We start from the raw sequence: 14,103 nt of genomic DNA, 5'->3' as shown, positions 1-14,103 counted from the left end.
CGGCCTTTGCATAGCCCACAACGCCTTATCGTAGCAATAGAATAAAACGTATCACTCCAGGGAAGAAAACATGATGCAACAAAAAAGGATTGCCAGCCTGCTGGCACTCATATTGATACCGGCAGTGTCAGCCGCTGCCGAAGAAGTCATGACACAGGAAAAGGCCGACAGCAAACAGAAGAACAGGGCCAGAGAAACCGTCAGCGTTGAGCTCGATAGCGTGGTCGTGCTGGGCAAAAAAGAGCAGGTCTCAGCCAGCGATAAAAGCCTGGCCGGCTCTGTCGATGTCATCACGCGTGATGAGCTGGAATACGAGCATGTGACCGATACCCTGGAGCTGTTCACTAAAACGCCAGGCGTGGTGCTGTCACGCTACAGCCAGGGCATCGTCAATACTGAACTGTCTATCCGCGGCTTTAGTGGCGATGGCGAAACACCGAATGCCAAACTGCTGGTGGACGGCATTCCTTCCAACCTGTTTTCCGGCCTGAGCGAACTGGATTATCTGTTCCCTACCAATATCCAGAGCATACAGGTGTTCAAGGGCAACAGTGACGCCACCACCGGCCTGTTTGCCACTGCCGGCAATTACAAGGTAGAAACGCGTAAAGATGCCGGCAAGCAGTTGCAATTCGGCTATGGCAGTTTCAATACCCGCGAAATGCAGGGCTACTTTGGTGAAAAACAGGGCAATTTTACCCAGAATTATGCAGTGGGTTACCGTAAGGGCAACGGCTTCCGCGACCATACCGAGAATGAAAAGATCGCCTTATCCGGCCGCTGGCAGCTGGATTTTGATCAATCCACCCTGGCCCTGAGTGCTAAATATGGCAAATATAATTCACCAGAAGCGCCTGGCTATATGCCCAAGGCGCAGGCGCGCAGCAACCGCACCGGCGTTGCCGATATCGCGCGCAATGACAGTGGTGAAAAAGAATTCAAGCACCTGAGTCTGCATTATGACTATTTCTTTAATGATGACCTGGACCTGAGCCTGAAAACCTATAGTCAGAATTTCGACCGTGAACGCAATGTGCGTTTTGTCGGTTCGCCCAATGTGGAAAACCGGCTGGACGAGCAGACATCCACCGGGCTGATCGCAAAATTAAACTGGAAGATCAACCCGCAGTGGGGCTTTGAGACTGGCTATGATATTGAGCACCAGCAAGTCGGCCAGTTTAACCAGAGAGTCAATGCCGCCGGGGTGAACGTCATCCGTATCAAAGCTGACTACGACTTTACCGCGCAAGGCATCTATGCCAAATTGGAAAATACGCCGGTGGAGTGGCTACGCTGGAATTTTGCCTTGCGCGCCGACCGGCTGCATGCAAAAGCGGATGAACCTATCATAATCGGCACCAATGCCAGCCCGGCCAGGCAGATCAATACGGACTTGTACGATTCATCGACCATAGTACAACCCAAATTCAATGCCTTTGCCAACCTGAACGCACAACACACGCTGTTTGCTAATGCAGGCCGCAGTTTCCAGACCCCGACCGGGATCAACCTCAACCAGTTCGATGCCAATACTGGCGCCAGTACCCCTATCGATATTGCGGTGAATGATGGCTGGGAGATCGGCTTTAAAAGCGGCTGGAACAGTGACCTCAATAGCCGTGTCTCCTACTGGCAGCAAAAAGCCAAGCATGAGTTCATCAATATCGACAATATACGCCGCCCTATAGGCGAGACCCTCAGGCAAGGCCTGGATGCCAGTTTTGATTACCGCTTGAATGACTACTTCAGCTTTTGGGGCAATGTCTCCAAGGTGTATGCCAAGATTGAACAGCCCAACCCGCAAAACCCGGGTTTCAAAGGGCATAGCATACGCGGCATTCCCGACCACACCGCCTCGCTGGGCCTGCAGTTCACGCCTGACCCGCTGTGGATCGCCCGCTTACATATAGACCGCCAGGGTGCGTATTATGTGAACGAAAGCAATAATGGCGGCAAATATGGCGCTTATACCCTGACCAATGCCAATATCGATTACAAGACCGGCTGGGGGCGCGTCAGCTTGCTGGCCAACAATATTTTTGATAAATACTATGAGTATGTGTACGACTTTAGCAGCAGCGGCGCTTTAAACCAGCTAAACTTCGCCCCCGGCGCTGGCCGTAACTTTATGCTCACCGCAACAGTGGACTTCAAATGACCGTATTACTCTCTATACAACAACTCAGCCTGCGTTTTGCCGGGCGTGAAATACTCAAACAGCTAGCTTTCAGTTTACCTGCCGGTGAAGTGGTGTCGATACTGGGCAGCAACGGTGCCGGTAAATCTACCCTGCTCAAAAGCATACTTGGCCTGCATACCGCGGCAGACCAGACCGGCAGCATACGCATTGCCGGCGTAGACCTTGCGCAGGCACGCCAGCAGGCCCTGTCGCAACTGGCTTATGTGCCCGAACAGCCTGCAGTGTATGGCCACCTGTCTGCGGTAGAGAATATCCGCTATTTTCTGAGTCTTGGGGCTATCAGCCAGACGGCAGACATAGATAGCTGTTTAAGCATGGCCGGCTTGCCTGAGCGGGCATGGCACCGCCCGTGTGCTGAATACTCCAAAGGCATGAAACAAAAAGTGATGCTGGCATTCGCGCTGGCAAAACAGGCCAAACTGTTGCTGCTGGATGAGCCTAATTCAGGGCTGGACCCGCAGGCGACAGAAGAATTGAACCAGTTGATCGTGCAGTGCAAGACTCGCGGCATGGGCGTACTGGTAGTCACACATGACGTGTTATCGGCGATGGCGTTCTCGGATCGCTTGCTGATGCTGGCAAACGGGCAATTACACCCTGTAGCCATAGACCAGTCATCGCTGACACTGGATAGCCTGAAACGACTGTATCAGGGGCAGGCATGACGACACTGGTGTGGAAAGTCGCCTGCAACGAATGGCGCCGCTTGTGGCATGCGCGTATCCCTGCCTTGCTGCTGCTGATATTAGTCGTACTGTGGTCTATCGCCGCCCTCGCCGCCCATCACCACTGGCAAGATCACGCCAGTACGGTGGCAGAGGTCACGCAGCGCAGCCAGCAGGACTGGCAATCGCAGCCTGACCGCCACCCGCACCGGGTCTCGCATTTTGGTGACTTTGTGCCCAAACCTTTGCATCCGCTCAGCGTGATAGAACCCGGCATACTCGATCAATCAGGCCATCTGGTTTACCTGGAAGCGCACCGGCTGAACAGTGCCAACTTCAATCCGGCCACCGAGGCCACCAGCCTGGGGCGGTTCCCGCTGATCACCCCGGCCATGATAGTGCAATGGTGGATGCCGCTGTTTTTGATCATGATCGCCTATGCCACCATCACTGCCGAAAAGATCACCGGCGTACTGGCATTCATGCGTGGCAACGGTACGCCGCTATGGGTGATAGTCACCGGCAAATGGCTGGCGCTGTTCTTGCCGCTGTTTATGCTGTTGTGCCTGCAAGGCGTGCTGACGCTGGGCTGGAGCTGGGGCAGTGACCAGGCCTGGCTGCGGCTATCACTGATGCTGCTGGCGCAAGCCATGTATATCGCCGGCTGGTGCCTGCTGGTGCTCACGGTCTCCTGGTTCAGCCGGCAACTGCATGGCGCCTTGCTGACCTTGCTGCTGTGCTGGGTATGTGTCTGCATCATCTTCCCGCGTGGCCTGGCCAACCTGGCACAGACCAGCTACCCGACCCAGCCGCGCACAGAGGCCGAGCATCATGCAGAAGTCAAACTGAAGGCGCTGGGTGATAGCCACAACCCGGACGATCCACACTTTGCCGCCTTTAAAGCAGATATCCTGAAAAAATATCAGGTCAGCAGCGTTGAAGAGCTGCCAGTCAATTATCACGGCCTGCTGATGCAGGAAGGTGAACGCCTGACCACCGCCGTTTACCGTGAACAGCAAGCCCTGCATGACGCACAGCTCAACCGGCAGAATGCCAGCATACGGCACTGGTTATGGCTGACACCGGCACTGGCCTTGCAATATGTGCAGATGGCCAGCAGCGGCAATGACCTGGCGCATCACCAGGCATTCATACGCCAGGCCGAAGACCGGCGCTATCAATTGATCACCTACCTGAATCAGGTCCACACCATGAAAGTCGACCCGCACAACGACCACGACACCCGCGTGTCTGCCGATTTCTGGAAGAACGCCCCGCGCCCTGCCATTCACCTGGCACCGGTTTCGGTCAGCCAGCAAAGTATCGTGGCAGCGCTGCTGGTGTTGCTGGGCTGGATACTGATACCAGGCGCACTGCTGACTAAGGTTGCAAAACGCACATGAAACAAGAACTCATCTTATTACTCAAGCAGCGCAGCATACTGCTACTGCTGTTGCTCAACCTGCTGCTGACCGGCTTTAGCCTGTTTAATGGCTGGCAGAATATCAGCCATATCCAGGGGCAGATAGGTCACGCCAAACAGGAAGAAACACTGCGCAAGCAGGATTACCTCAAGCAGCACAGCCAGCATGCCACGCTGGATATAGGCGAGGTCGGCTACTATGTGTTCCACAATGTTTACCATACCCCGGATGAATGGAGTTTTATCGCACTGGGCAACCGGCTGGTGACGCCTTATGTGCAACGCATACGCCTGCTGGGCTTGCAGGGGCAGCTTTACGATGGCGAATCGCACCACCCTGAATATGTCATGCTGGGCGGGTTCGATTATGCGTTCTGGCTGGTGTTTTTTGCACCGCTGCTCTGCATCGCCCTGTTACATGACCTCAAAGCCAGCGAGCACCAGGCACAACGGCTGCTGTTTTTACAGAGCCTGACCGCCAGACCTGGCCGCTTCTGGTGGCACCGCGTGGTTTGCCGCTGGCTGTTGATCGCACTGACGTTCTCGCTGCCAGTGCTGGTATTCAGCGCCATGCACGGCCTGAGCAGTGCACCGCTGCTGCAGGTGTTGCTGATCACGCTGCTATATACCTTGCTGTGGACAGCGCTATGCGCCGCCTTCAGCCTGCGGGCACGCGCACTGAATGCCAATCTGAATGCCCTGGCTTTAACCAGCCTCTGGCTAGTCTCCTGCATAGTGCTGCCTAACCTGGCGCAACTGTGGCTGCATCAGCATTACCCGGTGCAGGATGGTAGCCAGATCGCCCTGCAACACCGCCAGGCCGTGCACAGTGCCTGGGATCTGCCCAAGGCCGCCACGCTGACACCGTTTTATGCGCTATATCCGCAATGGCAGGACTCAGCGCCTGTAGGCGACAAATTTCACTGGAAATGGTATTACGCATTTCAGCATATGGCCGATGTCAAACTCGCGCCCCAAGTCACGGCGCGCGAGCAGGCCTTGCTGCAACGCGACCAGGCCACCAGTATGCTAGGCTATTTTTTACCGGCAGTATGGGTGCAGCGCAGCCTGGAAGGCATCGCGCACAGCAATGTCGCCGATCTGCTGGCGCACAGGCAACGCATCACCGCCCTGCACACGCAGCTGCGGCATGATGCCTACCCCTACCTGTTCGAAGAAAAGCCGTTTACTGCTGAATCGTTTGCCAGACTGCCTGCGTTTGCAACTGCAGATAAATAGCTGGAAAAATGAGATACAAACTACGTAAAATCATGAGGCAGATTTACGTGATCACCTCAGAGTCATATTGAAACACCGGCGTATAGTGAGAGTCATACAAGTACATCACTGAGATGCACTTAACAACCAAAAGGAGATTATCATGTGGACTAAACCAGCTGCTACTGAAATGCGTTTTGGCTTTGAAGTGACCATGTACGTCATGAACAAATAATCAGCGCTTGTAACACACAAGTTCTAGCTGAAACAAGAACCCGCCTCTGGCGGGTTTTTTATTGCCATGACCAAACTGCACAGTGCCGAAACTGCACAGCCCGGAACCTTATGCCAAACCGGCTTACTAAAAAACATTGGCTTGCCAATGCGCTATTCGCTAGTACAATTTAGCTCAGGCATCCCATCATCAGTTCATACTCACGGAGTCATACATGCAAGTACAAAAACTCTCTGTCAAACCAGCCATCGCTACACCCGTGATGGTGGCACTTCTTTTGACCACGCTGGTAGTCGCCAGCCACAGCCAGTCAGCGTCTGCGCGCAGCATTCTGCCGGAACAGAGTGAAGCTGCTTCGGCCCGTGATGCGGTCGGCGATTCAATGAGCAAGCTGCAAGATCTGGACAAGCGTATCAAATCGCAGGAAGCGCTGATCGCCAAAGAGCAGGAAAGGCTGAAGCAATACCAGGATGAGAAAGCACAGACCGAACAGGATCTGGAAACCAGAAAAGCAGTGTTCGAGCAAAAATCCAAAGCGCTGGACGAAGCCTGGAAGAGCCGTAACAACTACTGACCGCTGCAAGCTGCTTTTAGCCTAAAAGTCGTTAAGACTTATCCTGCCCCAACCACCCGTACACCACTGATTGACCCAGACCACTAATACAAGTTAGTTGATTTGGGTCAATACGGCCCTGGCCTGACACTCCTACAATGCCATCAAGTTCAATGCACCAGATGGAGTGATCATAATGAAAAAAACCGCAATCAGTTTAATGCTGGCAGCCCTGTTGCCAGCCATGCATAGCCATGCCGAACAAGGCGACTGGGTAGTACGCCTGCGTGCCACCAATATCAGCCCAAACGAAAGCAGCCGCCTGGGCAGCACTGTCAACAAGGCAGTGGGTGCCAATGTCATGACACCAGGTGCAGACCTGAAAGTCGACAGCAATACCATCCCAGAGTTAGATATCAGTTACTACTGGACTAAGAACATCGCTACCGAACTGATACTGGCACTGGGCAGCAAACACGATGTGCGCATCAGTGGCGACAGCGCTGGCGTGGTTGGCAACCAGCACCTTGGTAGCATAGATGCGCTGCCGCCCACATTGACAGTTCAATGGCACTTTAACCCTGACCAGACCTTTGACCCTTATGTGGGTGCCGGGATCAATGCGACATTTATGCTGGACCGCAATCTGCGTTTCACTTCCGGCGCGACTGCCGGCGAAAAAATCAGGATTGACCGTAGTAGCCTTGGCCCAGCCCTGCAGGCCGGTTTAGATATCAATCTGAAAGATGGCTGGTTATTGAATGCCGATGTGAAATATCTATGGATAGATACCGACGTTGAAATGAAGAGTGTCACCACTGGTAACCGCTGGGCCAAGATTGACTCGCTGGATGTGAATCCGTGGGTAGTGAGCATAGGGGTAGGCAAACGCTTCTAAACAGTTTCTTAAAGTCTCTTCCCCGGAGTTTTACCGCTCCATTCGGCCTCTGGTACTTTGCAGTATCAGAGGTTTTTTTATACTGAGCAGTATCAGACAGCCAGGTTAAAGCGATCGGCCAGGCTGGTCAGATTCAGCTGCTCCAGCAGTTGTTGCCCGCGCTCCAGAGCGCTGCGTTTACGCTGGCCGGTATATTTGGCGATAATAAGTTCGTTTTTCATCGAATGCTCCCAGCCCACCAGTTCTGTCACGGTCACCTGGTAGCCGTGCGCTTCCAGTTCCAGGCAACGCAATACATTGGTCACATGGCTGCCAAACTCACGGGTGTGGATAGGATGGCGCCAGAGTTCGCCCAGCAGTGTTTTTGCCAGTGATTCAGCTTTATGCGTACGCATGGTCTCGGCGACTTCGGCCTGGCAGCAAGGCACCAGCACCATGTATTGCGCCTGCTTTTGCAGGCCGAACTGGATAGCGTCATCAGTGGCAGTGTTACAGGCATGCAGTGCAGTGACGATATCCACTTTGGCTGGTAGCTGCTGTGACTGCATGGCGTCAGACACGGTCAAGGGCTCGAACTGCATGCGCTCAAAGCCACATTCGCTGGCGAGTTGCCGCGATTTGTCTATCAGCTCGGTGCGGTTTTCAATGCCTATGACCTGGCCGCCAGCGTGCTGCTTGAGCAATAAGTCATACAGAATAAAGCCCAGGTATGACTTGCCGGCGCCGTGATCCACCAATACCGGGTCAGGCTGCGCGCTCATCACTGTCTGCAGCAACGGCTCTATGAAATTCACCAGGTGATACACCTGTTTGAGTTTACGGCGACTATCCTGGTTGAGTTTGCCATCCCGCGTCAGGATATGCAGTGCTTGTAATAATGGGATGGATTGGCCCGGCTTCACTTCGGGCGGCAATATTGTTTTGACCATGCGTCCTACTGCTTTAAAATAGCAATGTGCTAGTGTACCAGCATAGATGCGTCTAACAGCATAGATGAGTGTAGCAGCATAGACGTATGGCTGGCATCAGTCGATTAGCCTATCAGTTTTTGGGAACTCATGCGTTTTTTTGCTGACTACCCTATCAGATTGCTTAATCTTAAGCGCGATGCGCTTTCAGGCTTTACTTAACCAAGTGGCAACTTTAACCGGCTTGCGGGCCGTTATTCAATTGCCCGGATTTTGCACTTATTCAAATTTAATAAGGGAGTATCAATGTTTTTCAATGTCGCCTGCAAGGCCCTTAATAAAAATCGGTTAAAACACCTTTTGTATGGCTTGATCGCATTGATCACCTGGTTTTCAGGCAGCGCTGTCGCAGACAGTGTCTGGATGAAGAACGGCGACAAGATCACCGGCACCCTGGTAGTCAAAGTCACGGACAAAGTGGTCATCAACACTTCTTACGCGGGCGAAATCAAACTCAACTGGGCGGATATCCTGAGTATAGATGCCGAAAAACCCTACACCATGATGCTGTCTGACCAGACTGTAGTGACTGGTTTTCTCAAGCATGGCGAGAACGGGCAGGCCATCCTCGATGAAGACGGTAAAACCGAACTGATAGATACCGAGCTGGCAGAGATCCAGTATATCAACCCTTCCAAAGACCTGATAGGCGAAGGCTTTGTCTGGACAGGTAACCTGAATCTGGGCGGCACTTTCAACAACGGCAACAGCAAGAACCGCAACATGCAGTTCAACGGTGAATCCATCACCCGCGGCCTGGAAGACAGGTACACAGTGCAAGGCTATGCTTACTGGGCGCAGGATAACGATGAACAAACGCAGAACAACTTGCGTGTACGCGGCCAGTATGACCACTTTTTCACCAAAAAATGGTTTACTTACCTGAACACCATCCAGGAAAAAGACCGTTTCCGCGATATCAGGTTGCGTAGCACTTACGGTGTGGGTACCGGTTACCAGATATTTGAAGGTGAAAAACTCAACCTGTCGCTGGAAGGCGGTTTGTCCTGGATCAAACAGGACTATTATGAAGAGAGTGACGAGAACCACGGCGCGTTGCGTTGGGCGGTCAACTACAACCAGTACCTGTTTGATTCATTTGTGCAGGCCTTCCACAGGCACGAGGTGTTATACACACCACGCGCGCCTTCGCAGATCCTGCTATATAGCTCCACCGGCTTGCGTTTTCCGTTTATCCTCGGCCTGAGCGCGACCACCCAGCTTGATTACAATCTGGATAGCCGTCCGGCTGATGACAGAAGAAAAGGCGACACGCGTGCCCTGTTCACGCTGGGCTATACCTGGAAGTAAGTTTTACGGTGAAGTAAGTTTTAAGGTGAAGTAAGTTTTAAGCCGTTTGCGAAATTTAGCGAGTTAGGCGCTTGAATGTTAAAATGGCCTTCCTTAGCGTTGGCCATTGCAACATTCGCAATCAGAAAAATGTGCCGCAGCGATAATTGGAGTACGGCACTGCACGTAAAACCGTATTTTTTTGATTGAAAGATGGAGCAAAAATATGGCGATACAATGGTACCCGGGACACATGACCTCAGCCCGCAAAAAGGCAGAGGAAACCATGGAGAATATCGACATTGTGATCGAAGTGCTGGATGCACGCGTGCCGGCCGCCAGCCATAACCCCATGATCGAGGACATGCGCAATTTCCGCCAGCGCCCCAACCTGAAGATACTCAACAAGGCTGACCTGGCCGACCCGCAGATCACCCAGGCCTGGCTGAACTACTTTAACAGTCAACCGAATACCAAAGCCGTGGCACTTTCGTGTAAAAAAGCCGGTGACGCTAAAAAGATCCCCGGCCTGTGCCGCCAGCTGGCCCCGCATCGTGGCACCCCGCTCAAGCCGCTACGCATGATGATCATGGGTATCCCCAACGTCGGCAAATCCACTTTGATGAACGCCCTGCTCAACCGCCGCGCTGCCAAAGTCGGTGACGAGCCGGCAGTGACCAAAAGCCAGCAACGCTTTGACCTCGGCGATAACCAGAGCATCACCGACACACCAGGCATGATGTGGCCCAAGATAGAACATGAATCTGATGGCTATATGCTGGCTGCCAGCCATGCCATAGGCCGCAATGCGGTGATAGATGAAGATGTGGCGGAATTTCTCGGCAACCTGCTGTTAAGGCAATATCCGGCATTGATCAACAGCCGTTACAAACTGGATGCCATGAAGCTGGATGTGCAACAGATAGATGGCATAGACCTTCTGCAGGCTATCGCCAAGCGCAGGGCATACAAGCGCAATGACGGGCAATGGGATATGGAGAGGACAGCGATGGCTTTCCTCACCGATTATCGCGGTGGTGCCATAGGCAGGGTCAGCCTGGAATCGCCCAAAAGCCGTGCAGAAATGATCGCGCTGGCAGCAGCAAAACCCAAGACCGCCGGTGAACTGCCAGAAACAACCACAGAAGCGGATGCGCCTTAAGCTGTATTGAAACCCCGGGCGCTATTAAAAGCCAGTCGCCGGTCAGGCGATCACGCTGGCATTGCGTTTGACCGGTTTGCCTATGGCTGGCGGTTGCGTCATCAACAACTCAATATTGCTCGCCACCCGATTACGGCCATTCTGCTTGGCTTTATAGAGGTTCTGGTCAGCCGCGGCAAACATGCCTTCCAATGCATAGCCCACCGTTTCAGAACTCACGGCACCGACACTGACGGTACATTTGATGGCATGGGTATCATCACTCATGCTTTCTACACCGGCAATGCTCACCGGCGTCACCTCTATGGTCCTGCGGATACGCTCGGCCAGCACCATGGCCTCCTGCTCGCCGGTATTAGGCAGCAGGATACAAAACTCCTCACCGCCGTAACGCCCTATCACGTCGCCACCACGCAAAGCACCGCGTATATTGCCGGCACAGGATTTCAGCACCACGTCACCTACCAGATGCCCGTAGACATCATTGACCTTCTTGAAGTAATCCAGATCGACGATCAACATGCCCATGGGCAAACTAATACGCTGTGAAACTGCCTGCATGCGGTTGGCTGCTTCCTGCAAGCCGCGGCGGTTCAAGACACCGGTCAGGCCATCCAGGGTGGCGATCGCCTGCAATCCCGCCTGGGTGCGCACATTCATCACCAGCAATAACAGGCTGGTGACGGTGGTGAGGACCAGCATGATGGCGGTGGTCAGATAAGCATGCACCGGCCAATGGATAAATGAGACCAGGGTGGTTTCATCAGACAGCCCGACCTCAATGGCGAACAGCCCCAGCATCAGGCTGATGCCGCCAAACAGACTGCAACACAGCCAGAACACCTGCGCGACAAAATCACGGCCATGCCCGGTCAGGCTGCGGCTTCCATAAGAGAATACCCAGACCAGCACCAGCAGGTTAGACAGAATGATCCATTTTTCCGCCGCGTGCATATTGAGCATGACCGCATTGCAGGCCAGCAGAGTGGTCATCACCAGCAAGGTGCGGTAGCGGTAGATACGGTAGCCACGCAGCATGCGTATACCGTTGACATAGATACTGACGCCCAGCGCGAACATGGTCATCGCAATCGCCACATACACGCTACGCTGGTTGTCATCCGGCGTGACCAGAGGGATGAAATAGATACACAGACCCAGCCCCATCATGGCCAGGCCGCGCACCCAATGCATGATCAGCGCCTTTTGCTGATAAGCGCCAAAAATCAACAGAACCAGAACCAGAGTAAAGGTAAGGCCGATTGATGATAGAATGACACTATTGAGATCTAACACAGGGAAGGTCAAAGTTTTAGTTTACCTGATAGGGCATAATACTATGGTATTGCGACTATACCCATATAAATTAAGGGGTTAAATAGTCCATACAGGCTAATTCCTCTCCTTTGATTGTCTCCAGCAAACAGTAGAAGTTCCATGCAACATCTCTTGAACCCTCCCCAGCGTGAAGCCATACACTACCTCGACGGACCATTATTGGTACTCGCGGGAGCCGGCAGTGGCAAAACCCGCGTCATTACGCAAAAGATCTCTTATCTGGTGAACGAAGCCAACTATAAGGCCAGCCAGATAGCAGCCATCACGTTCACCAACAAAGCCGCCAGAGAAATGCATGAGCGCGTGACGCCACTGCTGGAAGGCAAATCCGGCAAAGGGCTGACAGTCACCACCTTTCACTCGCTGGGCCTGCAGATGCTGCGTCAGGAATCGGCCCTGCTCGGCTATAAACCGCAGTTCTCTATCCTGGATGCCTCTGACAGTTTCAAGATCCTCAGCGATATCCTGGCGACGACCGACAAGCAATTATTACGCAAGACACAATGGCAGATCTCCGGCTGGAAAAACGCCTTCGTCAACCCGGATCAGGCAAAATCACAGGCCGATGAAGAGCTGACCCATGCCGCAGCGCGCGTGTACCAGCTGTATCAGCAAACCTTGCGCGCCTACCAGGCTGTGGATTTTGACGACCTAATCAAAGTGCCGGTCGAGCTGTTCGACCAGCACAGCGACACGCTGGATAAATGGCAACGCAAGCTGCAATATCTGCTGATCGATGAGTATCAGGATACCAATGCCTGCCAGTACCGCCTGATCAAGCAACTGACAGGTTTACGCGGCCAGTTCACGGCCGTGGGCGACGACGACCAGGCTATTTACGGCTGGCGCGGTGCCGACGTCGAGAACCTGCGTCAGCTGACCAAAGATTTCTCCAAACTCAAAGTCATCAAACTGGAACAGAACTACCGCTCCACCGTGCGCATTCTGCGCGCCGCCAACAGCGTGATCGCCAACAACCCCAAATTGTTTGAGAAAAAACTGTGGAGCGACCTGGGCACCGGCGAGCTGATACACGTCACCGCCACGCAAAGCGAAGAGCACGAAGCCGAAACCGTGCTGATGAAGCTGCAAGCGCACAAATTCGAGCATAGAACCACCTATAAGGATTATGCCGTGCTCTACCGCAGCAACCACCAGGCACGCGTGATAGAAAAATTCCTGCGCAACCACAAGATCCCCTACACCATCTCTGGCGGACAATCGTTTTTTGATAAAACCGAGATCAAGGACATCACCAGTTACCTGCGCCTGATCGCCAACGAAGATGACGACCCGGCTTTTATCCGCGCCGCCACCACGCCGAAAAAAGGCATAGGCAACACCACCCTGGAAAGGCTGGGCGAATACGCCAGCGCGCACAAACTGTCATTGTTTGCAGCAGCTTTTGAAGGCGGGTTCCAGCACGATGTCGGCGCCAAACAACTGGACGACCTGCTAGTTTTTTGCCGTTACATCCAGAACCTGCAAGGCCGCGCCACCAAGGACCCGGCCAATGAGGTACTGAACGACCTGCTGAATGCCATCCAGTACGAAACCTATTTGTACGATGGCGAAGAAGCACGCGCAGCAGAATCACGCTGGAGCAACGTCCTCGAGTTCGTCTCCTGGCTCAGCAAAAAAGGCGAAGCCTCGACTGAATATGGCAATGAATCCCCAGGCAAAAACCTGCTGGAACTCACGCAACTGGTCGCCCTCATCACCATGCTGGAAGGTAAGGATGGCGAAGAACAGGACGCGGTAAAACTCTCTACCCTGCACGCCTCCAAAGGCCTGGAATACGGCCACGTGTTCCTGATCGGCTGCGAAGACGGCATCCTGCCACACCGTGAATCCATAGATAACGACCAGATAGAAGAAGAACGCCGCCTGATGTACGTAGGCATCACCCGCGCGCAAAAATCGCTGAACATCACCTGGTGCAAAAAACGCAAACGCGCCGGCGAGATGCAAGCCTGCGAACCCAGCCGCTTTATCGCAGAACTGCCAAAAGACGACGTCAAACACTTCGGCAACCCGTTCAACGGCAACGGCGAACCGGCCAGCAAAGATTATGGCAAGAGCAAGATGGCGAATATCAAGGCGATGCTGGCGAGTAAATAACTTCGCCCGCCTCGTTTAAGGCCAATATAGCC

At 53.5% G+C, this 14,103-nt stretch carries 12 protein-coding genes; 10 read left to right on the top strand and 2 right to left on the bottom strand.

Annotation, left to right across the window (positions count from 1 at the left end):
* Nucleotides 1-70: 70 nt before the first annotated feature.
* The 7 genes from ACT6RZ_RS08125 to ACT6RZ_RS08095 all read left to right on the top strand — a co-directional run bounded on the left by ACT6RZ_RS08125 (nucleotide 71) and on the right by ACT6RZ_RS08095 (nucleotide 7,192).
* Complete coding sequence (locus tag ACT6RZ_RS08125) at nucleotides 71-2,158, top strand: TonB-dependent receptor (RefSeq protein ID WP_444701620.1); 2,088 nt, start codon at nucleotides 71-73, stop codon at nucleotides 2,156-2,158.
* Nucleotides 2,155-2,865, top strand: coding sequence for an ABC transporter ATP-binding protein (locus ACT6RZ_RS08120; protein WP_444701619.1), 711 nt, complete (start codon nucleotides 2,155-2,157; stop codon nucleotides 2,863-2,865). Before ACT6RZ_RS08125 ends, ACT6RZ_RS08120 begins: the two co-directional genes overlap by 4 nt.
* Nucleotides 2,862-4,268 carry a DUF3526 domain-containing protein gene (locus ACT6RZ_RS08115; RefSeq protein WP_444701618.1) on the top strand — a complete coding sequence of 469 codons (1,407 nt, stop codon included), beginning with the start codon at nucleotides 2,862-2,864 and terminating at the stop codon, nucleotides 4,266-4,268. The genes ACT6RZ_RS08120 and ACT6RZ_RS08115 overlap by 4 nt, the downstream gene beginning before the upstream one ends.
* Complete coding sequence (locus tag ACT6RZ_RS08110; RefSeq protein ID WP_444701617.1) at nucleotides 4,265-5,527, top strand: DUF3526 domain-containing protein; 1,263 nt, start codon at nucleotides 4,265-4,267, stop codon at nucleotides 5,525-5,527. Before ACT6RZ_RS08115 ends, ACT6RZ_RS08110 begins: the two co-directional genes overlap by 4 nt.
* 142 nt (nucleotides 5,528-5,669) lie before the next feature.
* Entirely contained in the window at nucleotides 5,670-5,741 is a 72-nt protein-coding gene (gene pqqA / locus ACT6RZ_RS08105; RefSeq protein ID WP_081624291.1) for a pyrroloquinoline quinone precursor peptide PqqA, read from the top strand.
* Between the two features lie 214 nt (nucleotides 5,742-5,955).
* Nucleotides 5,956-6,315, top strand: coding sequence for a hypothetical protein (locus ACT6RZ_RS08100; protein WP_444701616.1), 360 nt, complete (start codon nucleotides 5,956-5,958; stop codon nucleotides 6,313-6,315).
* Between the two features lie 175 nt (nucleotides 6,316-6,490).
* Nucleotides 6,491-7,192, top strand: a complete 702-nt coding sequence (locus ACT6RZ_RS08095; protein WP_444701615.1) for an OmpW/AlkL family protein — start codon at nucleotides 6,491-6,493, stop codon at nucleotides 7,190-7,192.
* Between the two features lie 92 nt (nucleotides 7,193-7,284).
* Here the strand turns inward: ACT6RZ_RS08095 and ACT6RZ_RS08090 are convergent, their stop codons facing one another.
* Complete coding sequence (locus tag ACT6RZ_RS08090; RefSeq protein WP_444701614.1) at nucleotides 7,285-8,121, bottom strand: class I SAM-dependent methyltransferase; 837 nt, start codon at nucleotides 8,119-8,121, stop codon at nucleotides 7,285-7,287.
* A 285-nt stretch (nucleotides 8,122-8,406) separates the two neighbouring features.
* On the opposite strand from ACT6RZ_RS08090, the gene ACT6RZ_RS08085 reads away from it, so the two are divergent.
* Nucleotides 8,407-9,471: a DUF481 domain-containing protein gene (locus tag ACT6RZ_RS08085; RefSeq protein ID WP_444701613.1), complete on the top strand. Its 1,065-nt coding sequence runs from the start codon at nucleotides 8,407-8,409 to the stop codon at nucleotides 9,469-9,471.
* A gap of 205 nt (nucleotides 9,472-9,676) precedes the next feature.
* Nucleotides 9,677-10,612: a ribosome biogenesis GTPase YlqF gene (gene ylqF / locus ACT6RZ_RS08080; protein ID WP_444701612.1), complete on the top strand. Its 936-nt coding sequence runs from the start codon at nucleotides 9,677-9,679 to the stop codon at nucleotides 10,610-10,612.
* A gap of 42 nt (nucleotides 10,613-10,654) precedes the next feature.
* Here ylqF and ACT6RZ_RS08075 read toward each other — a convergent pair whose 3' ends face one another.
* Nucleotides 10,655-11,806 carry a GGDEF domain-containing protein gene (locus ACT6RZ_RS08075; RefSeq protein ID WP_444701611.1) on the bottom strand — a complete coding sequence of 384 codons (1,152 nt, stop codon included), beginning with the start codon at nucleotides 11,804-11,806 and terminating at the stop codon, nucleotides 10,655-10,657.
* A gap of 243 nt (nucleotides 11,807-12,049) precedes the next feature.
* Between ACT6RZ_RS08075 and ACT6RZ_RS08070 the strand changes: the two genes are divergently transcribed.
* Nucleotides 12,050-14,071, top strand: a complete 2,022-nt coding sequence (locus ACT6RZ_RS08070) for a UvrD-helicase domain-containing protein (RefSeq protein WP_444701610.1) — start codon at nucleotides 12,050-12,052, stop codon at nucleotides 14,069-14,071.
* Nucleotides 14,072-14,103 lie beyond the last annotated feature (32 nt).

It is taken from the genome of Methylophilus sp., assembly GCF_052437885.1.
GTDB lineage: Bacteria > Pseudomonadota > Gammaproteobacteria > Burkholderiales > Methylophilaceae > Methylophilus.
This window is presented reverse-complemented; position numbering and strand designations above follow the sequence as displayed.

Coding starts and splice junctions, on each gene's coding strand:
- ACT6RZ_RS08120 (WP_444701619.1), top strand. CDS start 2,155: ATGACCGTATTACTCTCTATACAACAACTCAGCCTGCGTTTTGCCGGG.
- ACT6RZ_RS08100 (WP_444701616.1), top strand. CDS start 5,956: ATGCAAGTACAAAAACTCTCTGTCAAACCAGCCATCGCTACACCCGTG.
- ACT6RZ_RS08125 (WP_444701620.1), top strand. CDS start 71: ATGATGCAACAAAAAAGGATTGCCAGCCTGCTGGCACTCATATTGATA.
- ACT6RZ_RS08070 (WP_444701610.1), top strand. CDS start 12,050: ATGCAACATCTCTTGAACCCTCCCCAGCGTGAAGCCATACACTACCTC.
- ylqF (WP_444701612.1), top strand. CDS start 9,677: ATGGCGATACAATGGTACCCGGGACACATGACCTCAGCCCGCAAAAAG.
- ACT6RZ_RS08115 (WP_444701618.1), top strand. CDS start 2,862: ATGACGACACTGGTGTGGAAAGTCGCCTGCAACGAATGGCGCCGCTTG.
- ACT6RZ_RS08090 (WP_444701614.1), bottom strand. CDS start 8,121: ATGGTCAAAACAATATTGCCGCCCGAAGTGAAGCCGGGCCAATCCATC.
- ACT6RZ_RS08095 (WP_444701615.1), top strand. CDS start 6,491: ATGAAAAAAACCGCAATCAGTTTAATGCTGGCAGCCCTGTTGCCAGCC.
- ACT6RZ_RS08075 (WP_444701611.1), bottom strand. CDS start 11,806: ATGCATTGGGTGCGCGGCCTGGCCATGATGGGGCTGGGTCTGTGTATC.
- ACT6RZ_RS08110 (WP_444701617.1), top strand. CDS start 4,265: ATGAAACAAGAACTCATCTTATTACTCAAGCAGCGCAGCATACTGCTA.
- ACT6RZ_RS08085 (WP_444701613.1), top strand. CDS start 8,407: ATGTTTTTCAATGTCGCCTGCAAGGCCCTTAATAAAAATCGGTTAAAA.